Genomic DNA, 24,265 nt, shown 5'->3' with positions numbered 1-24,265 from the left:
CATCGCCCGCTACGGGGTCATCGCATGCGGTGACGCGCCAAGATGCACCAGTGCTATGTTCCGATCGGGGATCGACCGCAGGTTGCTGGGCACTGGGCTGGGGTGGCTTTGCTGGAAGCGCTGATCACGACCGTTACTGGAGCGGCCTCGGCGACCGTCGGAGTGCTGGTGGGCGGGATCGTCACCAGACGGGGCCAGGACCATCAGTGGTCGCGGGATCAGCAGCTGGTGGCTTACCAGGAACTCCTGAGCCACTACGCCAAGTTCACAATGGTGATCAAGCGAGCACACGCCGACCATCGCGGTTGGGACTACGACTGGGCCGAGTGGAGCGCGGTACTGACGAGGGTCAGCTTGATCGCTCCCGCAGAGGTTGCGGGAGAGGTCGGCAGCTTTGGGCAGTCGGTCGACCGCTTCTTGGACCGCGTCGCGCGGGAGGTCGATCCGGTCCGTACGCCACTCGGCGAAGAGGAGTTCCGGGAGGCCAGCGCGGAGGTGGCGCAGGCGCAGGTGCGACTGGTCAATGCGATGCGGCGGTCGCTGGGAGGTGGACGGAAGGCGCTGACCTTCTGGATCGGAGGGTCGCACTCCGGCCCAGCAAGTGGCGGATCGTTGTAGCGATCACAGTCACTCGTTGATGACGGCGATGGTGACTGTGGCCTCGTAGCGGACGGCCAGCTTGTCGTACCTCGTGGCCACCGCCCGGTGGCTGATCAGGTCCCCATCGCTCTAGGGATGCGCTCCCCCGCCTCATGCCCCGAGCAGTGGCACGACGGCGTGCACATCATGTGGAACCCGATCGCCGAAGTGCCTCTAGCGGGAGTCGAGGCGTGAGCGACTTCCCCGGACCCCACCCGCTGCGCGGCGACAGCGTCTACCTCACCATCGGCACCACCTCGGTGACCATCACAGGGAACATCACCTCCCGGGGAGTCGTACGCGACGGCCGCGGCTTCGTTGAGCTCACCCTGCCCGACGCCGACCCCCAGCAGCGGCGCGACCTGGAACGAGCCGCCTCGTACCGGTATGAGCTCTAGCGCGAGAATGCGCTGCTCTACTCATCACCGCGGCTGACACTGAGCGAGACCCGGAGAGCGAGTGACGGAGCTCTGGTGGTGGCCGGCTCTCCCGGCTGACCTCCCTGCGGGGGGCACTCAGACCGGCCTGCAGCAGCGGCCGAATCAGCGCAGCCGGACCACGGTGACGACTGCGTGCCGGGTCGTGCCCGCCACAACCTCCACCACGGCATCGCCCCCGGCTGGCGTGTAGGAGTCACCGGCCGTCGTGAACGCCCGCGCGGCCTGGGGGACCAGGCGCGGGGCCACGACCGAGGACAGGGCCGTGGTCAGCCGTTGGGACAAAGCCACGCGTCCGTCGGGCAGCCGTACGGCGAGCGCCTTCGGGTGCCGGGCGCTGCCGGCGAACTCGACCACGGCCGCGTCGACGGTGTCCGCGTGCCTGATCTTCGCCCAGACCCGGCCCGCCTTATAGGCCCCTCGCAGCGGCTTCGCCACGATCCCTCCACACCGGTGCCTTCGAGCGGCGCATACCAGAGCAGAGCCTCGTCCAGGTCGGTGGTCGACCACACGGGCACGATCGACGGACCGGCGTCGGCGAGCACGTCCAGGAGGACCTGGCGGCGCTCCACGTACGGACGCGGGCGCAGGTCAGGAAAGCCCGCCGCAGGATGGGCCAGGACGTCGAACGCCACGTACGTCGCGGGATGCCGGTCGGCGATTTCCCGTACCCGGCGCGGCCTGGAGAGTGCGCGGGACTGCGCTGCCTCGAAGCTGATCCGCGCGTTGCCGTCGGCGTCGGAGAGGTACACCACTGCCTCGCCGTCCAGGATCACGCCGGGCGGCAGTCGCATGGCGGCCACGGCCAGATCCATCCAGAGCGCGGTGACGTCGCGGCCGGAACGCGACTGCAGCCGGACACTGTCCTCGGTCGGCCACAGCACGGTCCGGTGGCCGTCGACCTTGATCTCATAAGCCCACGGTCCCGTCGGAAGCTGCGTCACCGGGTGGGCCAGGGCGACGTCTACGGGCCACTCCAGTTCCTCAGCCTGCGCCCCTGGGACACCGGCCGCCTGCTGGCTATTCCCGCGCTGCCAGCAGGCGGCCCGGGCGGCCAGGCCGCTGCGGTACGGCCGCGCCGCCGCACGGCTCGAGCCGGCCGCGCCGCGCGACCGGGCCCTGAAGTGGTCTGTGGTTTTCGAGCTTTCTGCTGAACGTCTCGGCGAACCGCCCGCCTGTCATCACCCACACGGTGGCGCCCGCTCACACCACGGAGGCCTCCTTCTCCTGCCGCCTGGCCTTCACCAGAGCGGCGAGCGGGGACCGCCGGACTTTTCCGATGTTGCGCAGCTTAGGAACAGTTCGGGTGTCTCAGGGCGAGCGCTGTCTCAACGGACCGGCTGTCGCTGCATCGCACTGACAGTGAGGGTCTTGTACGCAGCTGTCTCATGAAGCGCCGACAAGCGTTACCCGCTTGAGGCTTTTGCGATGGGACGGATCGGCAGCTGACGGTGGAGCAAGCCCATGAGCACCGAGGCCGTGTTTAACGCAGCCGTGGGTCCATCTCCAGTAGCTGTTGCTCGGTGCGGTAGATACCGCCGGCGAAGCGTTCGATCGCCGAGCGTAGGCGCATGGGGTCGGCGCCGTAGGTACCCAGCATTCCCGCGATGACGTAGCGCTGGTCCGGGAGATGTTGGTTGAGCCTTTTGTGGAACCCTGTCGGGCGCGGCGCGTCGGCCTTCAGGCGCACGATGAGCACGTTAGGGCCCAGTACGGTCCCCGGCCTGCGCAGCACGCCCACGCACTCGATGTCCTTCCACGGCACGTGAGCCGAACGCGTCCCGTGCTTGGTGCTCAATCCGTCCCCGTCCACGACGAGGTCGTAGTGGACATCTCTTCGGCGGAGATTCACAACGAGGACCGGACCGAGAAGGAGGGCTGCAACGCCGCTCCAGATCAAGGTCACGCGCCATCCACCGAACAGCGTCATCACCGCAATGATGACGGTCAGCAGCAGGCTGGCCTTGATGGTGTCGCGCCTGGTCGGCGGGTCGGGCGGCGGCTCACGGAAACGGATCTCTCCGTCGCTGCCGGTCGGCGGCCCTGCGTGCGGCTGGACGGGGCCGCGGACGAGGACGAGGTCTCCGGCGGCGTTGACGGAGCGCCGCTGCGGCCGTGGCAGCCCCATCCCGTGCAGCACGGTGTCGATGTGCTGGTGGATGGCGTCCAGGGTGAGCGGCTGCGGCTGGTTCAGCGCGTCCAGCAGGGCGGCGGTGAAGGCGGTGTGACGCTGCCCGGGCGGCGCATGGGAGGGGGCGGTGGCCGTGGTGGAGGTGAGGGTGTAGGTGCCGCTGACGTCGAGTTGGGCCGACAGCAGGCTGCCGGATTCGGTCATGGCAGCCACTGCGCGGCCGGAGAAGCAGCAGTCCAGCACCAGGACCCGCAGGCGTGCCCGGGCCCGGCCGAGGTAGCGCTTGACCAGGTCGGCCGGGACACCGGTGAAGCCGACATGAGCGGGGTCCGTGGAGGACAGGGCGAGGTGGAGCAGCCCGTCCTCGTCCAGCAGTCCGTGGCCGGTGTAATAGACGAGCAGGAGGTCCTCGGCCTCGCGTGCGGCTTGGGCGAGTGCCATGCCGACGCTGCGGTGATCGGCCGGATCGGCCAGCACCCGGCAGTGTTCCGGCGGCAGAATGCCGTGGTTGTCCTGCGTGAGCGCGGAGCGAAGGTCGGTGAGGTTGGACTTCACTGCGGGGATCGCAGGCAGATCGATGTCGTCAAAGTCGCTGCACCCGATGAGGACCGCCCGGGAAGCGGCACCGTCAGGGAAGCGCGGCGCGCTCTGCCTCACTCCTGCCCGCCTTCCAGCAGTTGCCCGACCGCACCGATCACCGCTTGCGGATCGCTGGTCCGGCGGACCTCCACGGTGACCTCCCGCCCGTCGTTGCGGCTCACGTGCACGGTGACGTCCGCGCGGCGTTGCACCAGCCAGGTCGACACGGACCGGGCCAGCACAGCTCCGGCTCCGCCGGAGCCCAGTGCCACCGCCAGCACGTCCAGCGCGGCCCCCATCTGCCCCGGCTGCGGCGTCCGGGCCAGCAGTTCCACCCGGCCGCGCAGCGCTTCTTCCGCGGCCAGCCAATCCCGAAGCGACACCAGATGCGTCTCTGTCTCCACACCCGGCTCGGCCGATACCTGCACCCTCAAGGTGCAGCCTGCAGACGGGGTTTGGCTGTCCTCGCATTTCTCCATGTGACCATCGTGCCAACAACAGCGGCTGAACATCTCAGACGTCTCACATCCGTTGGCGGCGGGGACGCGGTGCGTCCCGCGGATCATTGCGGCTGGCGGCCGGCTGCTGGGCATCCATGACCGGCGGGTGCCGCTGAAGCGGGGTCGCGGCGCTGCAACTCCTCGCGGAGCCGGGCGAGGGAACGGTACAGAGTGCTCTTGACCGTTCCGGGCGCCATGCCGAGGGCGGAAGCCGTCTCGTCGGTGGACATCTGCTCCCAATGCCGCAGCACGACGACGCTGCGCTGCTGGGGCGTCAGCGTTTTCATGATGCCGATGAGCAGGTCGCGGTCGGCGTGCTGCCCGGTGGAGTCCTCGACGGACGCGTCCGGCAACTGCCCGACAGGGAGCTCTTCCAGCTTCCTGGCCCGCCGCCACTCCGTCCGGGTATTGATCATGACGCGGCGCAGGTAGGCGTCTGCGAGTCGCTTGTCCGCTATGCGTCCCCATCGGAGGTACGTTCGTGCGAGCGCGATCTGTAGCAGGTCCTGAGCGTCGAGGGGGTCGCCGACCAGGCGTCGGGCGCTGCGCAGCAGAGCGTCCTGCCGCGTACGGACGTACTCCTCGAAGTCGAGTACGTCACCGGGGTTCTTGTACATGTTCATCCTAGTTGGCTCCGTCGTGAGTGGAAGGGAGAGCCGGGTCTCGCAAGAGCGCGGCTGTCTCAGCTGTCGACGTGATGGTGAGGACTTGCCTGGCTCGGGTCAGGTACTGGTTGCGGGCGGCGGCGATGGCGCGGAACTGGCGGGCGTGCCGGGCAATGGCTTCGTTCTGCAGCGCGGTCTCGGTCCGCCACCAGGTCCGGACCAGGCCGGTGAGCTGTTTGCACGCGACGTCGGCCTGGGCGGTGGCGATTTCGGCACGGCTCGCAAACCTGGTGTTCCAGCGGGGATCGTCGGCTGCGGTTGCCGGGTCGGCGTAGTGGAAACCACGCTGGCGCATGCAGGTGCTCCAGCGACGGCCGGCGGTGGTGACTGCGGGCGACTGGCGTGCGAGGTCGTAGCTGGTGGTGGTGATCTGGTTGAGCAGGTCCCAGGGGGCGTCCGGCACCTGTGCCAGCAGACGGGTGTGAGCCTGGGAACGGCAACCCGGCCGGTGCGGGGTGCCGTAAGCGGCGGCTCGTTGGCGGCGGCTGAGCCCGGCGTCGCGTTCGGCGCTCTGTTGCTCGCGCCGGGACAGGTCGGGGTCGGGAAGCTCGTGATATCCGTATCGCTCGGCGACTTGGGATTCGATGGGGCCGTACCGCAGTCTGTTCGGGGTGAACGGCGATGGGTGGCGTGTCAGTTGGGGCCACTTCAGGTGCAGGCGTGCCATGCACGCGGCGGTGAGCTGGTCCTCCGCGGACAGGATCAATGTCGTCTGCGGTGTGTCGAGGGTGTAGTCGTCGACGGGGAGGAGCAGGGATTTCGCCTCCTGGTCGGCTGCGGGCACGGCCGGGGAAAGCGGGCGGCGGCTGCCGGACACGGTGGGGAGCTGATGCAAGCAGGCCAGCGCGAGAACGGCGGCAGCAAGTACGGCGGCGAGAGCGGCGATGCGGCGGTGACGCATGGCTGGCCTCCTGGGGCGTTGAAGAGAGCGGTTGCCCCGCCGCACGTGACGGCGGGGCAACCGCGGGTCGCACAGGTGCGGGGGCTCAGCACTCCTGCCGAAGCGAGCGGGCCGCGTCGTTTCCGACCGCGTCGTTGCTCAGGTTCGAGTCCTTGGTGTGCGGGTAGGAGCGCGTGCTCACGCCGTGGAAGTTCTTCTTGCGGAACAGGCTCCAGTAGCAGCCGCCGGTGTTGTTCACCGACGTGATCTGCTCGTCCACCTTTGTCCCGTTGTCGAACTTGTTGTTGGACAGGTCCTTGTCGGAGGAGCAGAACTTCTTCCAGCCACCCCGGTAGCCGGCGTCGCGGTAGGTGTGCAGCGGCCCATTGCAAGAGGACGCGGAGAGGCTGCTGACCGGGCCCTGGACGGCGGGCGCGGGAGCTGCGGCGATGACGCCCCAACTGAGCATGACTGTGGTGACCGCGATGGCGGCGTGCCTGGCAAGGCGCATGGGATCTCCCTGGGTTGATGGATGTGGTGCCGTCTGGTCTCGGTCAGAAGGTGCTGGCGTTGAGGGCCTTCTGGAGCTGGGCGGTGGTGGCGGTGTCCCAGGTGTCCTGAGGCGTGAGGCCGAGGTGCTTGTTGAGGGCGGTGACGGTGTCGGGTCCAGTGATGCCGTCGGCGGTGACCTGCAGGTAGGTCTGCAGGGCCTTGACGGTCAGCGGCCCGAAGGCGCCGTCCACGTCCAGCCCGGCCCCCGTCTTGGTGTTGAGGGTGCGCTGCAGGGCGGCGCAGGTGGCGGGCCCGAACTCGCCGTCCACAGCGAGCGGTGCGGGGGCGGCGACGAGAGCCTTGGGCTTGATGACGCCGCTGCGCCCGGCGAGGGCGGCCTTCATCACGGCGGCGGTGTGCGGGCCGTACTCGCCGTCCACGGTCAGCTTGTGCTTCGACTGGAAGGTCCGGAGCGCCTTGTCGGTGGCGGCACCGAACTGGCCGTCGATGGTGAGGCCGGCCTTCTGCACGGTGTTCAGGTTCTGCTGCAGGGTCTTGACGGCCTTGCCGGTGGAGCCTTTGCGCAGGATGCCGTCGTGGCTCGGCATGGGGGCCGCGCCGTCGTAGGCGGGGCGGCCGTAGCCGACCACGCAGGCGCGGCCGCGGACCCGGCGGCGGAAGGCGTCGGAGGTGTTGCCCTCCAGGGTGGTGATGGTGCCGTTGGAGTGGACGGCCTCCACCAGGCCGACGTGGTCGATGCCGCTGATGGAGCGGCCGCCGGAGAAGTCGAAGAAGACGACGTCGCCGGGGCGGATACCGCCCAGACCGTAGTGCCAGCGGCCGTGGCTCTGAAAGGCGCGGGCATGCGCGGTGGTGAGGGCGAACTTGCCCATCACGGCCTTGAGGTTGTCGGAGTGGGCGGCCTCGTAGCTGATGGACATGTCGCACCACGGGCCGGAGAACCCGTACCACGAGGTGATGAGGTTGTGGTTCGAGCCCGGAGGGTGCTCGGTGGTGCCCAGCAGCTTGCGGGCGGCGGCGATCATTCCGTTCGCGGTTCCCATGGTAGATCTCAGAGCTCCAGGTCGTCGGGGAGTGCGTCGAGGTCGGAGGCGACTTCGTGGGCGGGGTCCTGGCTGACGCCGGTCTGGTCGGGGTCGACGTCGAAGACCCCCGCGCCACCCTGCGGGTACGGCGGCGTCTGTTCGCTCTCGCTCATGAACACTTGCTCCTTCATTGCTTCATTCGAGTGGTGGGCCGCCTGGACACGACGTTGTGCCGGATTCCGTTGAGCCGTCCGACAACTGACGCTGGGCCGGGGCGACCGCTTTGCATCACCGAGTTCAGCGGGCCGGGAATTGAATGGGCAGCCGGTTTCGTCGCCCTGAACAATGGACTCGCTGCAGGTCACGGGCACGGTGTTTCGGCGATGGCCAAAGGAGACACCTTCGGATTGCGCTTCTTCCGTGAGGTTGCGTACCTTGTCCGGCCTCAACGCCGCGTCCACGGGGGAAGCGGGCGGCTGGAGGGGTGAGCTGTCGATGGCGGGACGTCCGGAGAGTCCACTCGATCCCAGCGCCGGGCCGGTGGCGCGGTTCGCGGCCGAGTTACGCAAACTCCGGGCGGAGGCCGGGAGCCCGACCTACCGGGTGATGGCGCAGCGCGCGGGGCAGGGGACAAGCACCCTGTCGCAGGCTGCTGGTGGCGAGCGGCTGCCGACCTTGCCTGTCGTGCTGGCCTACGTGAGGGCGTGCGGCGGTGATCCGGAGGAGTGGGAGGAGCGTTGGCGGCAGGCGGCCGCCGAAGTAGCGGCGGAACCCCGAACCGAGGATGAGGACGTCGAGCCTCCGTACCGGGGGCTGGCCCGCTTCGAGCCGGGCGACGCCGATCTGTTCTTCGGCCGCGGCGAGCTCACCGACCGCCTGGCCCAGCTGACCCGTTCCCGCCGGTTCACCGCCGTGTTCGGCCCCTCGGGCAGCGGCAAGTCCTCTCTCCTGCGCGCCGGCCTCATCCCCCGCCTCCGCACCCCGGACCAGGCTGGCCCACAGCCGGCCGCGCTACGCGTCCTCACCCCCGGCGAGCACCCCCTGCGCACCCACGAGCAGCGGCTGACCCCGAAGGACGGCGACGGGGACACGTGGCTGATCGTGGACCAGTTCGAAGAGCTCTACACCCTGTGCCACGATCCGGTCGAGCGCGACCAGTTCATCGACCAGCTCCTGACCGCCACCAATCCTGGGAGCGGACTGCGCGTCGTCATCGCCGTCCGGGCGGACTTCCTCGGCCGCTGCGCCGAACACCCCGCCCTGACCGCCGCGTTACAGGATGCGACTGTGCTGGCCGGCCCCATGAGCCGCGACGAGTTACGCGAGGCCATCACCAAGCCTGCCCAGGCCGCGGGGATGATCGTCGAACGCTCTTTGACGACGCGGCTGATCGAGGAGGTCTCTGGTGAACCCGGTGCGCTGCCGCTGTTGTCCCACGCTCTCCTGGAGACTTGGTACCGCCGCAATGGCCGTGCCCTCACCGAAGCGGCGTACGAAGCGGCGGGCGGTCTGCAGGGCGCCATCGCCCGCACGGCCGAAGACACTTTCGGCAGGCTCACCCCCGCGCAGGCCGACCTTGCCCGGCACATGTTGCTGCGGCTGATCACCCCTGGAGACGGCACGCCCGACACCCGACGGCCCACCGATCGCGGCGAACTCGTCAGCAGCGCCCCGGACACCGCTCGAGCCGATGCAGACGTGGTACTGGAACGATGGGCGCGCGCCCGGCTGATCATCCTCGACGACGGCGCGGTGGACCTCGCCCACGAGACCTTGATCAGCGCGTGGCCCAGGCTGAGCGGATGGATCGACGCCGAACGCGACCGCATACGAACCCACCGCCAGCTGACCGAGGCCGCACGAGCCTGGCAGGACCTCGACCGCGACCCAGGCGCCCTCTACCGAGGCAATCGGCTGGCCATCGCCCAGGAGGCGTTCGCGGCACCAGAGCAGCACGCTCACCTCACTCCACTGGAACAGTCGTTCCTGTCCGCCGGCCTCGCGGCCCGCGACCGGGAGCGGCAGTCGGCAGCGCGTTCCGCAAGGCGGCTGCGTACGTTCGTGGTGGCCCTGTCGTGCCTGGTCGTCCTGGCGCTGATGGCCGGCCTGGTCGCCTGGCAGCAGAACCGGGCCGGTGAGCGGCAGCGCCTCCAGGACGAGGCCCGCCGAATCGCGGCCGTCGCGGAAAGCCTGCGTTCCTCCCAGCCTGCCATCGCGATGCGACTCAGTCTTGCGGCGTGGAAGATCGCCGAACTGCCGGAGACCCGGTCGGCGCTGATGGGTTCGATGGCGCAGAAGGAACAGGACGCGTTCCGAATACCCGACCAGGCATACGGTCCCGAGGCGTTCCTCGACCGCGACGGCCGGACCGCGGTCTCCGTCTCCGGGGAGCGGGTCACTCGGTGGGACGTGCGCAGCCATCGGAAACTCTCGGCGTTCAGCATTCCGGGCGTGGCCGACACCTCCTCATTGCCGGACGTCTCCCCGGACGGCCGTATCCTGGCGTTCGCGTCCGCTGGATCCGGCATCCAGTTCTGGGACCTGGCCACCGGCAAGAAGACCGGACAACTGCCCGGGCACGGCGAGAACACGGTCTGGTTCGGTCCCAGCGGACATACGCTGGCGGCTTCCGCGCTGGACGGCGGGACAAGATCCGCGGCGCGGCTGTGGGACCTGCGGCACCGGCGCGTGGTGTTCAAGCACAGCGCGGGCTCCGGTGGTGGTGTGAGCGATGCCGTGACCGCCTGGCCGGCCGCAATGGTCGAGTCCTCCACACCCGGCCTGAACGCCGTCAGTCCTGACGACCGCCTCACCGCCGTATGCACCGACAAGCAGCTCGAAGTGTGGGACGTGGCAAGGCACCGTCAGGTGCCGGGCGCCTGGAAGACGGCGTTCCGCAAGGGCGGATGCCGCATGGGCATCATCACCTTCACACCCGACAGCCGCAAGGTGGCCGTCGCCTCTGGCAACGGCCTGCGCACTTGGGATGTGGCGGCGGGACGTGAACTGCCCCAGATCAAGCACCACGGCCTGACGGACGCGGAGTTCAGTCAGGACGGGCGGTTCGTCGCCACAGCGGACGACAACGAGATCCAGCTGTGGCGGGCAGATGCTCCGACGACCCCGGTCTTCCGGATCCCGTGGGCCGACGGCCAGGACCTCGGAGCCATCCGGCTCGATCTCAAGGCAGGCGTGCTCCGCTATGCCACAGGCAGTTCAAGTACAACCGTGTGGACGGTCTCACTGGGGCACGCCCTTGATCGGGCCTGGCAGCAAGACGTCACCGTGAGCGCGGGCTTCAGCCCCGACGGGCGCCTGCTCGCACAGACCCGGCAGGCCGGAGGCAGGCACCGGATGCGGCTGGTGGACGTACCGACCGGCAAGGTGCTGACCGACCGCCTGCCCACCGCGCCCTGCACGACGGGAGAGGACGGGCCACAGTGCTCCGACGTCGTGTCGTTCGCCTCGGACAGCCGGACTCTTGCCTATTCCACTATGGACGATGCGTCCGACGAACCGCCCTGGGTCAAGGTGCTGGACACCAGCCATCCGAACCGGCCGACCACACTGCGGTTCCCGCCCACAGCAGATGACATCGAGACCATCGACGCGATCGCACTCGCGCCTGGTGGCCGAAGCCTCCTGGTGTCGCTGTCCGGGGAGCGCACCGAGGTGTGGGACGTACGCCGGAGGGCGAGATCCAGCCGGCTGCCCGGCGTCTGGGGAGAAAGCCTGGCGGTCACGGACGATGACGGTGTCCTGGCAACCACCCAGGGTGACGTGGTCGATCTGCACTCCCTGGCGGTCACCCACCGTGCGCTCATGCAAGGGTCCCCCACCCTCGTGGCCTTCAGCCATGACGGCGGCTACCTGGCCGGAGGCGACGAGTCGGGTTGGGTGACCCTCTGGGGCCGCCACGCCCGGCAGTGGCTGGCCGAGTTCCCTCCCGAGTCGGCCAACGCCGCGGCCGACGACACAGGCTCGTCGATCGGCGTGTCGGCCATGGCCTTCTCACACGACGGCGGAACGCTTGCCGTCGGAACACAGGATGGTTCCGTCCGCCTGTGGGACGTCGCATCCCGGCGCCCGGTCGGATCGGCCTTCTCCACCCCCGGGGGCGGGGTCATGGCGCTGGCCTTCAGCCAGGACGATCGCACCCTGTACGTCTCCGCCCAGCACATGCCGGTGCTGACATACAGCGTCGACGCGCGGCGGATGGCCACCGATGTATGTCGACGCGTCGGGTCTGGTCTGTCGCGCGCCGACTGGCACAGATACATCCCGGATGTACCGTACGCCGCCTCCTGCTGAACGGGAGGGCAGCAGATACGGAGTGGGCCCGCGAGGATCAGCAGGCCGCGATCGGACACTGACCCGTCGGTCAAGTACCCGAGCCGGGTGTCAGATCGGCATTCAGATGCTGTCACGGCCATCAACTGCGCGCCGCGGCTCGCGCCGTACCCAGGGTGCGTGCCGAGCACCTCGACGAATCTGGACGCGGCGCGCCTTGACGTCCTCGACCTGCTCGTCCGCCCACCAAGCCCGAGTCCAGGGCCGGAGCGGGGATGAGCTTCCTCAGCTGCACCGTTCGACCGGCCACCGGGCCAGACCCGCGTGAGTGGCCAGCCGGACCGGACCGAATCCCGTGAGTCGCCCCACTGTCACGACACGGCGGGGTGGGCAAGCCCACCTTGATCAAGAGATCTCAACTGTCGGTCCGCCCAGGTAGGTTCAGGCTCATGGCGACATCAGCGCAAGCGGAGGGGGTCGGGCATGCCCGATACACCTTCCGTGTGCGCCTGTCGGCAACTGCCCGGCGTGCTCTGGAAGCGGAGTGGGACCGATGCCGGTGGATTTGGAACGAATGTGCCGCGAAGTCGAAGGCCCTGTACCTGCACAACAAGGCGACCGGCGAGAGCCTGACGTGTGGTCCGGCCCAACTGGACAAGAGGCTGACCGAGGCCCGCAAGCGCACGCCGTGGCTTTCGGAAGGTGCCTCGGTTCCGCAGCAGCAGGTGATACGCGACTTCGCGAAGTCCAGGGCGAAGGCGTTGAAGGACATCAAGGCCCGGCTGCCGATGCAGCAGCGGGCGGGGATGCCCCGCTGGAAGAAGAAGTGCGAGGCCGACCCGAGCCTCAACTACACTCAGCGCGGTTTCCGCCTCAAGGACGGCAGGCTGCACTTGGCGGGCGGGATCGTCGTGACCGTGGTGTGGTCGCGCGAGCTTCCCCAAGCCCCATCCAGCGTGCGCGTGTACCGCGACAGTATCGGCTCTGCCGAGGCAGTGCTTCCCGCGAATGCGGCGGTGGCGGTGAGCGCAGCGACGAGGACCGGGCCCAGATCCGTGAGGCAGTCGCACTGGTCCGCCGCAGCCGCGGCGTGTCCCTGGGCATGCCGCGCATCCGCCAGCCCCTGCCTGACCTTCGCCCGGAGAGAACCGGATGACCCACATGACCGACGGGCGGCGGGCTGACTCGGCCCGCCGCCGCGAACGTGTCCTCAAGGCCCTCGATGCCCTGCTGCGAAGCGGCCAGGACATCACGGTCTCCGGCCTGGCCCGCGCGGCACGCGTGGACCGCACCTACCTCTACCGGCACCGCGACCTCCTCGAACGCGTCCACGCCGCCGCAGCCGCCCCACCGGATGAAGGCCGGATCGCGGCCGTCAGCCGGGCCTCGCTGCGGGCAGACCTGACCAACGCACTGGAGCGGAATAGACGGATGGCAGTCCGGGTCCGGCAGCTGGAGAAGCGTCTTTCGGAGAACCTCGGTGAAACCGCCTGGCAGGAATCCGGCCTCGGTGCGTCACCCGACATCGACCAGCTTCAACGCCGCATCACGATGCTCGAACAAGACCTGGCCGACATCAGGGGCCTGCTCGATGAGCGGACCGAGGAACTCGATGCCGCGCGAGCGGCCAACCGGGAACTGACCCGGGCACTGAACCACGCCCGCTGACGCCATCTGCGCAGCCCCGACATCTGTTCACGCCCGTCACCTTTAGCGGTCGATCTGCTCGGCCGGTCGCCTCCTGTCCGTCGTGGTTCCACCGAAGATCCTGCCGCCTTCCTGGCGGCACAGGACGAACAGGCCGGTTTTCAGGTGCCGATGACACGGGTGTCATCTGGTGGCTGCGGAGGAGGGCTGGGGGACAGGTGGTGTATAAGGGCGCCGCCGGATTCACGGGTGAAGGGGCCGGCGGGGTCCAGACCGAGGCGGCTGGCGAGGTCGCGGGCGTGGAGGCGGGCGGCGGCCTCCAGCAAGGTGGCGTAGATGTCGGCGGCAGAGCGGGTGCGGCGCCAGCTGGTGACAGCGAGGACTGCCGCGACGGCGGCGGCGGGCCACCACCACGCGGCAAGGGGGAGGTAGAGCAGGGCCCAGGCGGTTAGGGTCGTGGCCCGGGCGAGGGCCTGGCGGGCGGCGGTGATCTCAGTGCGCACGGTGTCGGGCAGGATCAGCCATAGGTGCGGCCACAGGGCAGCCAGGTCGAGGTGGCAGTCGCGCTCCAGGCGTACGGCTACGGCCTGGATGCGGTCGCCGCTCCAGGTGGGGCGTTCGGGGCACTCGGGGGAGATGCGGATCATCGCCGCACGGGCGGCTCGCCGTGCCGCGGGGTCGACCTGTGCGCCTCGGGCACGGGCGAGGGCTGCTTCGTCTCGGTGGCGGTGCCAGGCTTCGGCGGCCGTCACCCAGTGGGTTTGCCGCCATGCGGTGGCTCGGCCTGCCAGGTTGCGGGCCCCGACAGGCCAGGTGTGCCAGTCAGCGGCGAGGTGAAGCTGTTCGGCCAGGGAACCGAGAGCTTGCGCGACCACTCCCGCCGCGGCGGCGCCCCCCAGCACCGAGGCCAGCAGAATCACTTGGCCTCCGGCGCTCCCAGCGGCAGGGGCGTTGGCCCACTCGGTGATCTGGCCGGTGAGCCGGTGAAGGTCGAAGGGGTGGCTATGGCCAAGGGTGCGGGCAGCAGCGACTACGGCCAGGTAGAGAGCTCCGGGCAGGACCAGTAGGGACAGCCATCGTTCAGCGAGCTTCTTGCCGAGTTCCGCCAGCATGCCCCCCATCTGCTACAACTGGTCCCGGCGCAGAGCATCCCCATTGATCGCGCAGCAGGGCACGGGGACAAGTCCCTGGGGCCACCAAAAGCGTGTGCACCGCCCGGCCGGGCACAGGTACACAGGCTCAGGCGAGCGCTCCCGATCAACGCCCGTGGGGTGAACTCCACTGCGATCTGCTGTACCCCCGTTGTCGCTGTATGCGTACAGGCCCTGGACGTCGCCGAGAGCCTGCAGTGCGGCGTGCAGCACATTTACCGGGCCAGCTATCTCCCCGCCGCTGCGTGCTGCGGTCAGCACTTCCTCGAGAATGGTGTCGTTTCCGGCCCGGCTCTGACACAGACGCCTGCGAATGTCCTCCGCTTTCGCACAGACGATCGCCAGTCTGTCCTGCACCATCGCATCCAGATCAGTCATGCATTTCCCCCAGCCCCCTGGCTTGGTCCGGTCAGCGCTACTGCTCACGCTGCCCAGACCGCCCAGACAATGGGAGCGTATCCCAGCATCTCCCCATCACTCAACGGATTGTGCTACAACCATCACATTACGTGAGTGGTCGGGGGTGCAGTGCGTGATGAACGGCTGGCTGCAGTGTGGGCACGACTGCAGTGGATCGGCGAGACCCATGATCTGTCCGCCATACTTGAACTCGAAGCTCTCCGAGAAGCGCAGGAACTCGCCGACAATCACGACGAGCGTGATCTGGAAGTCCAGTTCACACTCGGTTGGTTCCACTTACACCGCTACTACGCGCTACCTGAAGGTGCAGATCAAGCAGCTCTGACGGCCGCCGTTGAAGCGTTCACTCCGTGTTTCGCTGCCGGCATCGATGGTCTGCCAGAGCCGTTACTGCCGCTTCTTGCTGATGCCGTAGCCCCGCTTGCCGTCCAGATGGGCCAGTATGCGCAGTTCTCGCCCGACCTCGGCCAGCTCTCCGCCGCGGCAGATCTCTGGCAGCGCATCGTGCAGGTCACCCCGGCCGACCACCCCGACCGCCCCGAGAGGCTGTCCAACCTCGGGGCCGTGCTGGGATTCAGGTTCGAGCGGACTGGTGTGGTGGAGGATGTGGATGCGGCTATCGGTCATCTACGGCAGGCGGTGGACGCCGCCCCCGCCGACCACCCCAACCGCATCAGAATGCTGTCCAGCCTAGGGGCCGGGCTGGGAGCCAGGTTCGAGCGGACTGGTGTGGTGGAGGATGTGGATGCGGCTATCGGTCATCTACGGCAGGCGGTGGACGCCGCCCCCGCCGACCACCCCAACCGCCCTGGGATGCTGTCCAACCTTGGCAACGTACTGGGAGCCAGGTTCGAGCGGACTGGTGCGCTGGAGGATGTGGATGCGGCTATCCGTCATCTACGGCAGGCGGTGGACGCCACTCCGGCCGACCACCCCAACCGCCCCATGAGGCTGTCCAATCTCGGCAACGTGCTGAGGTCCAGGTTCGAGCGGACTGGTGCGCTGGAGGATGTGGATGCGGCTATCCGTCATCTACGGCAGGCGGTGGACGCCACTCCGGCCGACCACTCCAACCACGGGCTGTGGCTCTACAACCTCGGGAACGCGCTGAACAGCCGGTCTAGGTGGACTGGTGCGCTGGAGGATGTGGATGCGGCTATCCGTCATCTTCGGCAGGCGGTGGACGCCACTCCGGCCGACCACCCCAACCGCATCGAGAGGCTGTCTGGTCTCGCGGGTGCGCTGCGAGTCCGGTTTGAGCGGACAGGTTCGCTGGAGGATCTGGACACTGCGATCAGCTACCACCACCAGGCGGTGGACGCCACTTCCGCCGACCACCCCAACCGCCACAGGATGCTGTCTAACCTTGGCATCGCGCTGAGTAGCCGGTTTAGGCGGACGGGTGCGATGGGGGATGTGGATGCGGCTATCGGTCATCTTCGGCAGGCGGTGGCCACCATTTCGGCCGACCATCCAAACCGCCCTTTGATTCTGTCCAGCCTCGGGGGCGTGCTGGGAGCCAGGTTCGAGCGGACTGGTGTGGTGGAGGATGTGGATGCGGCTATCGGTCATCTTCGGGAGGCCGTGGACACCTCCCCCGCCGACTATCCCAACCGCCCGGTGATGCTGTCCAACCTCGGAAGCACGTTGGAGATCCGGTTTGGGCGGACTGCTGCGCTGGAGGATCTGGAATCTGCGATCGGCTACCACCGCCAGGCGGTGGTAGCCACACTCGCCGACCACCCCGATCGTCCTGGAATGCTGTCGAACCTTGCGGCCGCGCTGGGCGCGCGGTTCATACGGACTGCCGCGCTGGAAGATGTGGATGCCGCTGTCGGTCATCTTCGGGAGGCGGTGGACGCCACTCCCGACGAACACCCTGAACGCGGGCAGTTTCTGTGGAACCTGGGGGACGTCCTGCATACCCGGTTCGATCAGGCCGGGGCGCCAGAGGACTTGGATAGGGCAGCGTCTTGTTGGCTTGAGGCGTCAGAGGTTGACGCGGCGGCTCCCGCACTCCGTGTTCAGGCTGGGGCGGCGGCGGCTCGTCTGGTTGCGCAGTCCGGTGATTTAGGGCGGGCAGCGGAAGTAGCGGAGGCGGCAGTGCGGTTGCTGCCCCAAGTGGCCCCACGCCGTCTGGAACGCATGGATCAGCAGCATGCGCTCGGAGGTGTCGCCGGGCTTGCCGGTACGGCCGCTGCATTGGCGCTCGCCGCCCCTGGCGGAACCGCTACCAGCCGGGCGGAGCGGGCCTTGGGGCTGCTGGAGGCGGGCCGGGCGGTGCTGCTCAGTCAGGCGCTGGAAACCCGAAGCGATCTGACCGATCTGAGTGAGCACCACCCCGGGCTGGCACGCCGGTTCGCCGAGCTGCGTCAAAAGCTCGATGAGCCCACGAGTACCACGGCCGCCACAGAAGCCAGCATCGAAGCCGAAGTCCTGGAGCTGCAACAGGACCGCCTGGTGCAGGACCGGCACCGGCTGGCGGAGGAGTTCACCGCCCTCCTGACCGAGATCCGCAACCTGGACGGCTTTTCCTCCTTCGCCCTGCCACCCACCACAGACGAACTGCTTACGCAGGCATCCCAGGGCCCGGTGGTGGTGTTCAACATCAGCGATCTCCGCAGCGATGCCCTGCTGCTCACCACCGAAGGCATCACCAGTCTGGAACTGCCCCGCCTCACCCCCAACACGGTGATCGACCAGATCAACACCTTCCGGCGGGCGCTGCATCTGGCGGTGTCCGGGGCTGACTCGTCCGAGCGGGAGAACGCTCAGGCCGCGCTCACGGAGATCCTTCAGTGGCTATGGGACGCAGCCACCGGCCCCGTGCTGGAAAAATTGGGATACGACGGTGCGCCTGCAGTAGAGAGCGAGGACTGCGAGGAGCGATGGCCACAGGTGTGGTGGGCACCGGGCGGACTGCTGGGTCTGCTGCCGCTACATGCGGCGGGCTACCACACCGATGCGCCTGACGACCCACGTCAGCGTTCCGTGATGGACAGAGTCATCTCCTCCTACACGCCCAGCGTGCGCGCGCTACGGTACGCGCGCGAGCGCGCCCATTCCCCCACAGCGGCGCGGAATCTGATCGTCGCCATGCCGACCACACCCGGGCTGCCCGGCCACGGCCGGTTGCGCTTCGTCGATGCCGAAGCCACGATGCTCCAATCCCGCCTGCCCAACCCTGTGCTGCTGAAGGAGCCAGACCCCGCTGACGGACCTGCCGATCCGTCTCCGTCCCTGCCGATGAAGGCCCACGTTCTGGAACACCTGCCGCAGTGCGCGATCGCGCACTTCGCCTGCCACGGTGCCAGCAACCCCGCCGACCCCTCGAAGAGCCAGCTGCTGCTCCACGACCACGCGGACGATCCGCTGACCGTCGCCAGCCTCGCCCCCGTCATGCTCGGCCAGGCCAGACTGGCCTACCTGTCCGCCTGCCGCACCGCAGTCATCGACACAGCCAAACTGCTCGATGAGGCCATCCACCTCACCTCCGCCTTCCAGCTCACCGGGTTCCCCCACGTGATCGGCACCCTGTGGGAGATCAACGACGACATCGCCTTCACCATCGCCGACCTGTTCTACGCCGCTCTACAGACCGACTCCGCAGGTTTGGACCCTGACCTGGCAGCCCACGCTCTCCACAATGCCGTACGCAAGGTCCGCGACGGCCACGACCTGTTGCCAGGCCTCATCGACCGCAGGCAAGTTCCTCTGCTGTGGGCCGCCCACCTGCATGCCGGCGCGTGAACACCACGACCTCGCCGGTGAGAGGTGCCGGTTCGGCAGAGGGTCTGCCGCACGATCGGGTGACATCTGAACTGGCTTGCCCTGTGGGGCAGGTGGGAAGGATGTCGCTGTGCCAAAGCCCTATCCGGAAGAGTTCCGCCAGGACGTCGTGCGGGTCGCGAGGAACCGCGGGCCGGGTGTGACGGTCGAGCAGGTGGCCACCGACTTCGGAGTCCACCCGATGACGTTGTGGAAATGGATGCGCCGGGCCGACATCGATGACGGGGCCAGGCCGGGGGTGTCCAGCCAGGAGAGCGCGGAACTGCGGGAAGCGCGTCGGCGGATCAAGCTGCTGGAGCAGGAGAACGAGGTCCTGCGCCGGGCCGCGGCCTATTTGTCGCAGGCGCATCTGCCGGGAAAAGGATCTACCCGCTCGTGAAAGAGCTGGCCGTGGACGGGGTGCCGGTCACGGTGACGTGCCGGGTGTTGAAGCTCGCCAGACAGCCCTACTACCGCTGGCTCGGCAAGCCGGTGACCGATGCCGTGCTGGAGGAGGCGCATCGCGCGAATGCGCTGTTCGACGCCCACCGCGACGACCCGGAGTTCGGCTACCGGTTCCTGGCCGATGAAGCACGTGGTGTCGGGGCGGTGATGGCGGACCGGACCGCATGGCGGATTTGCCGGGATAACCGCTGGTGGAGCGTGTTCGGGAAGAGACGCGGCCGGGGCAAGAAGGCCGGCCCGCCGGTGCACGACGACCTCGTCAGCCGTGACTTCACCGCGACATCCCCGAACCGGCTGTGGCTTGCCGACATCACCGAACATGCCACCAGTGAGGGGAAGTTGTACCTCTGCGCGATCAAGGATGTCTTCAGTAACAGGATCGTCGGCTACTCCATCGACGCAAGGATGAAGTCCCGCTTGGCCGTGACCGCCCTGGAAAACGCCGTGGCCCGGCGCGAACACGTCGACGGATGCATCCTGCACAGCGATCGCGGCTCGCAGTTCCGGTCACGGACATTCGTCCGTGCGCTGGACCGCCACCGGATGGCCGGCTCGATAGGGAGAGTCGGAGCTGCCGGCGACAACGCGGCCATGGAGTCCTTCTTCAGCCTGCTGCAGAAGAACGTCCTCGACCGACGGAGCTGGACCAGCCGCGAAGACCTGCGGATCGCGATCGTGACCTGGATCGAGCGGACCTATCACCGACGCCGCCGACAAGCCGCACTCGGCCGGCTGACCCCCATCGAATTCGAAACCGTCATGACCACACCGGCCCTCCACGCCGCGTGACCGCACCTGTCACCCAAACCTGCATCAGACCCCTATGATCACTTGGCTGACCGCGCGAGGGCTGGGTGGATAGGCTTGGTCGAATGATCGAGACTGAACGGCTCTTGCTGCGGCCTCTGCGGGTCGAGGACGTCGACGTGTTCGTGGCACTCCACGAGGACGAACGCGTGAACCAGTTCGTCGGCGCCTACTCGCGCCAGCAGGCGCTGGAGCGGCTGGAGTTGATCGAGCGCCAGTGGGCTGAGCGCGGTCACGGGCTGTGCGCGGTCGAGCTGAAGTCCAGCGGGGAGTTCATCGGCCGGTGTGGCCTGAACTTCTGGGAAGTGTTCGAAGAGGTGGAACTCGGGTGGACGCTGAAGGCCGAAGCATGGGGTCGCGGCTATGCCACCGAGGCGGCTCGCGCATGCACGGAGTGGGGGTTCGCAGCCTTGGACTCGGACTACTTCACCGCCATGATCCGGCCGGGTAATACCGCCTCTGTGCGGGTGGCTGAGAGGCTCGGTTTCACCCCTCTTCGTGAGGACGAACTGTTGGGAAACCCTGTCACGGTGTACTCGTTGAACCGGCCATCAGCCCTGGTGTGAGGGGGACTTCCAGGCCCACTAGCAGACGTCAGGTAGCTGCTGACTGACCGGCTTTGCTCCGGGTGTGGGCGAGGCGGTAGGAGTCGGTGCCGGTCTCGATGATCGTGCCGTTGAAGGTGAGCCGGTCGACGATTGCGGTGCAGAGCCTGGGATCGGTGAACGTCCTGGTCCAGCCGCCGAAGGACTCGTTGGAGGCGATCGCGATGGCCTTGTTCTCCTCCCGTTCTGTCAACACCTGGAACATCAACTCGGCGCCGTGACGGTCGAGTTCCATGTAGCCCAGCTCGTCGATGCACAAAAGATCGACGCGCCCGTAGCGGGCGATGGTCTTGGTCAGCTGCTTCTCGTCCGCGGCCTCGACAAGCTCGTTCACGAGCTTCGTCGCCAGGATGTACTTCACCCGGAAGCCGGCCATCGCCGCCTCGGTGCCCAGTGCGATCAGCAGGTGTGACTTGCCGGTGCCGGAGTCACCGATGAGGCAGAGGGGCTGTGCCTTCCTCACCCACTCGCAGGTGGCCAGGGTGTGGATCACGGCGGGGTCGATGCTGGGGTTGGCGTCGAAGTCGAACTCCCGAGTGTCCGGACTGCTCCCGTCGTTTCACGACCGTGGAGACGTGCTCGCTCATGGTGGTCAAGCGGTCCGGAGTCACCGAGCCTTTCAGCCGTACCAAGGTCATCAATGGTGTGCGCAAGGCATGCCAGGGACGGCCTGTCACCGAGGACGCACTCGCCCAGCTCGGCCAGCGGGTCCGTGGTGTTTGTGCCGTGGCCCCGGCCGGTCCTGTCAGGGTCGGTTTCGTCCGCCGGTCCGGAAGGTGCCCGCACTGTCCTTGGGGTGCTCCGCCCCTCCGCTGGGGAGCCGTCCTGGGGGGTGTGGCAGGGCGGTGTGGGGTGCTGGTTTGTGGTCAGTGGAGGGGGCCGGTGAGTTGGGAGGTGAAGACGAGTGTGTCGTTTTGGTGTCCGGTCACGTTCACGGTCACGTGGTGGTGTTCCTGGGGTGGGGCGAGGGTGGCTTCGATGTGGCAGGGCTGGTCGAGTTCGGCGTAGCGGTGGAAGACGGTGGTGATGGCGGAGGGGGTGACGGTCATGGGGGCGACGAGGGCGCATGCGGCCTGTCGTGTGGCTTCGAGGAGGACCATGCCGGGGTGGTGGTCGCCGGTGTGGTCGAACAGGACGGGGTGGGTGGGGTCGGGGGTGAGCAGCCAGCGGTGGGGTGTGTTTGTGGGGGAGAGGACCACGTCGGTGTTGCGGGCCCGTCCGACGGCGGTCGGCGGCATCGTCTGGCGGGGGATGCCGGGCGGGGTGTGGGTGTCTGTGGTGGGGTGGGTGCCGCGCAGGCGGTGGTAGACGGCGGGTGCGATGACGGTGAAGCGGCCGCCGCCGGCGGCGATCGCCTGGCCGTCGCGCCGTATGGACAGTTCCATGCGGAAGCCGGTGGCCCGCCCGGCGCGGCGGGTGATGTCGGTGCAGGTGGCGGTCAGTTCGATGTCGGTGGGGCGGGGGCCGATGTGCAGGCGGTCGGGGTTGGTGGTGAAGGCGAGTTCCCACATGACGAAGTGGTGGCCGAGGGGGACGCCGAGTTCGGCGTGGGCGAGGAAGAGTCCGGCCTGGCGAAACGTCTCTGCTGTCAGCAGCGGGTCGTGTGCGGTGCCGTCGGCGGACTGGAAGAAGGTGTGGGCGCGGGGCCACTGGCCGGAGAGGGCGAAGCGGGTCTCGCTCTGCTGGGTGCAGCCGGTGAGGAAGACCTCGGCCAGGCAGGCCCGGTGGACGTACTCCCGGGGGACGGTGGTGGTCAGGCGGGGCAGAGCGGGGGCCGGTTCGTGGGGCTTTGGCGGTGCCGGTTGCATCTGCGTCTCCCGGAGCAAGTGGCGGGCAGGGGCGGGAAGTCGGGGAAGTCGGGGAAGCCGTCATGTAAGATACGGACCTACCGGTTTTATTCTCAATCGGAACCAGGGCAAAGGAACGGTCAAGCGTTCGGATTCCGTGGTTCCGGAAGCGGGGGGCTGAGATGCGGGGCTTCGGCGGGGACGATCCGTTGTTCTGAAGCTGACTGCCGTTTGTTTCTTAGGAATTGGGGCGTGCGGCGGGTTCTTCCGTGGCACTATCTCCTCCACCGCACGCCGTCGCATGCTGGTCGCGCGCTGGTCGTGTGCGGTGTTTGTTTTCGATTTCCGTACCGTCTGCACGGCCTTCAGGGGGGAAGCCGACTGATGGAAGAACCAACCGTGCCTGCTGTCCTGGACCCCACGGGTCGGGATGTTCATGGCGAGGGTGCCTGTCTGAGAGCGCGGGGTGCGGCCGTCCTGGTCGAGCTGCCGGGCGGGGTGCGGGCCTGGGCGATCACCCGGCACGCGCTCGTCCAGCGTCTGATGGCCGATCCGCGGGTGTCCAAGGACGCCTACCAACATTGGCCGGCCTGGAGGAGCGGGGAGGTCGACGGCTCCTGGCCGCTGGCCATGTGGGTGTCGGTGCGGAACATGCTCACCGCCTACGGCGAGGAGCACCGGCGGCTGCGCCGGCTGGTGGCCCCGGCCTTCACCGGGCGGCGCACCGCCCTGCTGAAGGGGAGGATCACGCAGATCGTCGGCGAGCTGACCGAGCATCTGGCGCAGGTGCCGCCGGGTCAGGTCGTCGACCTGCGCAAAGAGTTCTGTTTCGCGCTGCCCATCCAGGTCATCTCCGAGGTGCTGGGCCTGGAGCGGGCCGGCTGGCCGGACCTGCACCGGGTGGTCGACGTCCTGTTCACCACCACGACCACCCCGCAGGCGGCGCAGGCCAACCAGGCGGAGCTGTATGCGCTGCTGTCGGGCCTGGTGGCGGGCAAACGGCGCCGGCCGGGAGCGGACATGACGAGCGAGCTGATCGCGGTGCGCGACGAGGAGGGCTCGGGGCTGAGCGAGAAGGAACTCCTCGACACCCTGCTGCTGATCATCGGCGCCGGTCACGAGACCACCGTCAACCTCCTGGACCAGGCGGTCTGTGCCCTGCTCAGCCACCCCGGCCAACTGGGCCTGGCCCAGCGGGGCGAGGTGTCCTGGGAAGCGGTGGTGGACGAGACCCTGCGCTGCATGGCGCCGGTCGCCACCATCCCGCTGCGCTTCGCGGTCGACGACATCGACGTGGGCGGCCTGCGCATCGCCCGGGGCGAGGCGATCGTGATGTCGCTGGCGGCCGCCGGCCGCGACCCTGAGCGGCACGGCCCGGACGCGGACCGCTTCGACGCCACCCGCCCCACCAGCCGGGACCATCTGGCCTTCGGGCACGGGGTGCACCACTGCCTGGGCCGGCCCCTGGCGATGCTGGAGGCGACCACGGCCCTGGCGGCCCTCTTCACCCGCTTCCCGCACCTGCGCCTCGCGGTGCCCGCCCAGGAACTGCGCCCGCTGGAGTCCTTCATCTCCAGCGGCCACCGCGAGCTTCCCGTGGTCCTCACCCCCGCAGCCCCGCAGTGAGCCGCACCGTGGGCGGTGCGGCCGGCCGCACGGCTGCGCCCGCCGGAGTCCTTCATCTGCAGCGGCCACCGCGAGCTTTGGGTGGTCCTGACTTCCGCTGTCCTGCGGTGAGCCGCACCGTGGGCGGTGCCGGCCGGACGGCTGCGCCGGCTCGAGTGTTTCATCTGCAGCGGCCACCGCGGGCTTCCCGTGGTCCTCACCCCCGCAGCCCCGCCGTGAGTCGCGCGGTGGGCGGTGCCGGCCGCACGGCTGCACCGGCTGGAGTGTTTCATCTCCAGCGGTCACCGCGGGCTTCCCGTGGTCCTCACCCCCGCAGCCCCGCAGTGAGCC

Annotated in this window: 19 protein-coding genes and 3 pseudogenes; 10 read left to right on the top strand and 12 right to left on the bottom strand. The window is 68.4% G+C overall.

The genetic code is table 11. From position 1 onward, the window contains the following. Window positions 1-102: 102 nt before the first annotated feature. Both ACFY1E_RS30775 and ACFY1E_RS30770 read left to right on the top strand, forming a co-directional pair. The gene (locus tag ACFY1E_RS30775) at window positions 103-618 is read left to right on the top strand and encodes a hypothetical protein (protein ID WP_389081451.1); all 516 of its coding nucleotides are present in this window, start codon (window positions 103-105) and stop codon (window positions 616-618) included. A 212-nt stretch (window positions 619-830) separates the two neighbouring features. Further along, window positions 831-1,037 (top strand): hypothetical protein, encoded by a 207-nt coding sequence (locus ACFY1E_RS30770; RefSeq protein WP_389081449.1) that lies wholly within the window; start codon window positions 831-833, stop codon window positions 1,035-1,037. Between the two features lie 144 nt (window positions 1,038-1,181). Here ACFY1E_RS30770 and ACFY1E_RS30765 read toward each other — a convergent pair whose 3' ends face one another. The 9 genes from ACFY1E_RS30765 to ACFY1E_RS30725 form a co-directional block, all read right to left on the bottom strand. Next, window positions 1,182-1,367, bottom strand: coding sequence for a hypothetical protein (locus tag ACFY1E_RS30765; RefSeq protein WP_389081447.1), 186 nt, complete (start codon window positions 1,365-1,367; stop codon window positions 1,182-1,184). Further along, complete coding sequence (locus tag ACFY1E_RS30760; RefSeq protein ID WP_389081444.1) at window positions 1,346-2,020, bottom strand: hypothetical protein; 675 nt, start codon at window positions 2,018-2,020, stop codon at window positions 1,346-1,348. The genes ACFY1E_RS30765 and ACFY1E_RS30760 overlap by 22 nt, the downstream gene beginning before the upstream one ends. Before the next feature lie 539 nt (window positions 2,021-2,559). Next, entirely contained in the window at window positions 2,560-3,864 is a 1,305-nt protein-coding gene (locus ACFY1E_RS30755) for a caspase domain-containing protein (protein ID WP_389081442.1), read from the bottom strand. After that, entirely contained in the window at window positions 3,861-4,265 is a 405-nt protein-coding gene (locus ACFY1E_RS30750) for a hypothetical protein (protein WP_389081439.1), read from the bottom strand. The genes ACFY1E_RS30755 and ACFY1E_RS30750 overlap by 4 nt, the downstream gene beginning before the upstream one ends. Before the next feature lie 83 nt (window positions 4,266-4,348). Beyond that, complete coding sequence (locus ACFY1E_RS30745; RefSeq protein WP_389081650.1) at window positions 4,349-4,903, bottom strand: SigE family RNA polymerase sigma factor; 555 nt, start codon at window positions 4,901-4,903, stop codon at window positions 4,349-4,351. Between the two features lie 7 nt (window positions 4,904-4,910). Beyond that, on the bottom strand, window positions 4,911-5,852 hold the full coding sequence (locus tag ACFY1E_RS30740) for a hypothetical protein (RefSeq protein WP_389081437.1): 942 nt from the start codon (window positions 5,850-5,852) through the stop codon (window positions 4,911-4,913). A gap of 85 nt (window positions 5,853-5,937) precedes the next feature. Continuing rightward, a complete protein-coding gene (locus ACFY1E_RS30735) occupies window positions 5,938-6,342 on the bottom strand; it encodes a hypothetical protein (RefSeq protein WP_389081434.1) in 405 nt (134 codons plus the stop codon). 43 nt (window positions 6,343-6,385) lie between these two features. After that, window positions 6,386-7,387: a peptidoglycan-binding protein gene (locus ACFY1E_RS30730; protein ID WP_389081432.1), complete on the bottom strand. Its 1,002-nt coding sequence runs from the start codon at window positions 7,385-7,387 to the stop codon at window positions 6,386-6,388. Between the two features lie 8 nt (window positions 7,388-7,395). Continuing rightward, window positions 7,396-7,542 (bottom strand): hypothetical protein, encoded by a 147-nt coding sequence (locus ACFY1E_RS30725; RefSeq protein WP_389081429.1) that lies wholly within the window; start codon window positions 7,540-7,542, stop codon window positions 7,396-7,398. Window positions 7,543-7,789: 247 nt separating this feature from the next. On the opposite strand from ACFY1E_RS30725, the gene ACFY1E_RS30720 reads away from it, so the two are divergent. From ACFY1E_RS30720 to ACFY1E_RS30710, 3 genes and pseudogenes are all read left to right on the top strand, one after another. Further along, window positions 7,790-11,680: a helix-turn-helix domain-containing protein gene (locus ACFY1E_RS30720; RefSeq protein ID WP_389081427.1), complete on the top strand. Its 3,891-nt coding sequence runs from the start codon at window positions 7,790-7,792 to the stop codon at window positions 11,678-11,680. Between the two features lie 428 nt (window positions 11,681-12,108). Beyond that, window positions 12,109-12,645 (top strand): annotated as a pseudogene (locus ACFY1E_RS30715) (RNA-guided endonuclease TnpB family protein); the annotation flags it as partial. Between the two features lie 166 nt (window positions 12,646-12,811). Continuing rightward, window positions 12,812-13,327 (top strand): DUF6262 family protein, encoded by a 516-nt coding sequence (locus ACFY1E_RS30710; RefSeq protein WP_389081424.1) that lies wholly within the window; start codon window positions 12,812-12,814, stop codon window positions 13,325-13,327. 140 nt (window positions 13,328-13,467) lie between these two features. On the opposite strand, the gene ACFY1E_RS30705 is transcribed toward ACFY1E_RS30710, so the two are convergent. After that, complete coding sequence (locus ACFY1E_RS30705) at window positions 13,468-14,418, bottom strand: hypothetical protein (protein WP_389081422.1); 951 nt, start codon at window positions 14,416-14,418, stop codon at window positions 13,468-13,470. A gap of 567 nt (window positions 14,419-14,985) precedes the next feature. On the opposite strand from ACFY1E_RS30705, the gene ACFY1E_RS30700 reads away from it, so the two are divergent. The 3 genes from ACFY1E_RS30700 (at window position 14,986) to ACFY1E_RS30690 (ending at window position 20,483) form a co-directional block, all read left to right on the top strand. Then, window positions 14,986-18,627, top strand: coding sequence for a CHAT domain-containing protein (locus ACFY1E_RS30700; RefSeq protein WP_389081419.1), 3,642 nt, complete (start codon window positions 14,986-14,988; stop codon window positions 18,625-18,627). Between the two features lie 109 nt (window positions 18,628-18,736). Next, window positions 18,737-19,899 (top strand): IS3 family transposase gene (locus ACFY1E_RS30695; protein WP_389081417.1). Its coding sequence is split into 2 segments (ribosomal slippage): window positions 18,737-19,021 and window positions 19,024-19,899, totalling 1,161 coding nucleotides; the frame shifts between segments, so codons are not numbered across the junction. An 83-nt stretch (window positions 19,900-19,982) separates the two neighbouring features. Further along, window positions 19,983-20,483, top strand: a complete 501-nt coding sequence (locus ACFY1E_RS30690; RefSeq protein WP_389081414.1) for a GNAT family N-acetyltransferase — start codon at window positions 19,983-19,985, stop codon at window positions 20,481-20,483. A 28-nt stretch (window positions 20,484-20,511) separates the two neighbouring features. Here ACFY1E_RS30690 and ACFY1E_RS30685 read toward each other — a convergent pair. After that, window positions 20,512-21,057: pseudogene (locus ACFY1E_RS30685) on the bottom strand (ATP-binding protein); the annotation flags it as partial. Here ACFY1E_RS30685 and ACFY1E_RS30680 point away from each other — a divergent pair. Continuing rightward, window positions 21,048-21,233 (top strand): annotated as a pseudogene (locus tag ACFY1E_RS30680) (ATP cone domain-containing protein); the annotation flags it as partial. The pseudogenes ACFY1E_RS30685 and ACFY1E_RS30680 sit on opposite strands and share 10 nt — an antisense overlap. 155 nt (window positions 21,234-21,388) lie before the next feature. On the opposite strand, the gene ACFY1E_RS30675 reads toward ACFY1E_RS30680, so the two are convergent. Then, a complete protein-coding gene (locus ACFY1E_RS30675; protein WP_389081412.1) occupies window positions 21,389-22,330 on the bottom strand; it encodes a ScbA/BarX family gamma-butyrolactone biosynthesis protein in 942 nt (313 codons plus the stop codon). A gap of 363 nt (window positions 22,331-22,693) precedes the next feature. Between ACFY1E_RS30675 and ACFY1E_RS30670 the strand changes: the two genes are divergently transcribed. Continuing rightward, on the top strand, window positions 22,694-23,935 hold the full coding sequence (locus ACFY1E_RS30670; RefSeq protein ID WP_389081409.1) for a cytochrome P450: 1,242 nt from the start codon (window positions 22,694-22,696) through the stop codon (window positions 23,933-23,935). The last annotated feature ends 330 nt before the right edge of the window (window positions 23,936-24,265 follow it).

Source organism: Streptomyces sp. NPDC001604 (assembly GCF_042893475.1).
Taxonomy (GTDB): domain Bacteria; phylum Actinomycetota; class Actinomycetes; order Streptomycetales; family Streptomycetaceae; genus Streptomyces.
This window is presented reverse-complemented; position numbering and strand designations above follow the sequence as displayed.

Coding starts and splice junctions, on each gene's coding strand:
- ACFY1E_RS30750 (WP_389081439.1), bottom strand. CDS start 4,265: ATGGAGAAATGCGAGGACAGCCAAACCCCGTCTGCAGGCTGCACCTTG.
- ACFY1E_RS30745 (WP_389081650.1), bottom strand. CDS start 4,903: ATGTACAAGAACCCCGGTGACGTACTCGACTTCGAGGAGTACGTCCGT.
- ACFY1E_RS30740 (WP_389081437.1), bottom strand. CDS start 5,852: ATGCGTCACCGCCGCATCGCCGCTCTCGCCGCCGTACTTGCTGCCGCC.
- ACFY1E_RS30735 (WP_389081434.1), bottom strand. CDS start 6,342: ATGCGCCTTGCCAGGCACGCCGCCATCGCGGTCACCACAGTCATGCTC.
- ACFY1E_RS30730 (WP_389081432.1), bottom strand. CDS start 7,387: ATGGGAACCGCGAACGGAATGATCGCCGCCGCCCGCAAGCTGCTGGGC.
- ACFY1E_RS30725 (WP_389081429.1), bottom strand. CDS start 7,542: ATGAGCGAGAGCGAACAGACGCCGCCGTACCCGCAGGGTGGCGCGGGG.
- ACFY1E_RS30710 (WP_389081424.1), top strand. CDS start 12,812: ATGACCCACATGACCGACGGGCGGCGGGCTGACTCGGCCCGCCGCCGC.
- ACFY1E_RS30705 (WP_389081422.1), bottom strand. CDS start 14,418: ATGCTGGCGGAACTCGGCAAGAAGCTCGCTGAACGATGGCTGTCCCTA.
- ACFY1E_RS30690 (WP_389081414.1), top strand. CDS start 19,983: ATGATCGAGACTGAACGGCTCTTGCTGCGGCCTCTGCGGGTCGAGGAC.
- ACFY1E_RS30675 (WP_389081412.1), bottom strand. CDS start 22,330: ATGCAACCGGCACCGCCAAAGCCCCACGAACCGGCCCCCGCTCTGCCC.
- ACFY1E_RS30670 (WP_389081409.1), top strand. CDS start 22,694: ATGGAAGAACCAACCGTGCCTGCTGTCCTGGACCCCACGGGTCGGGAT.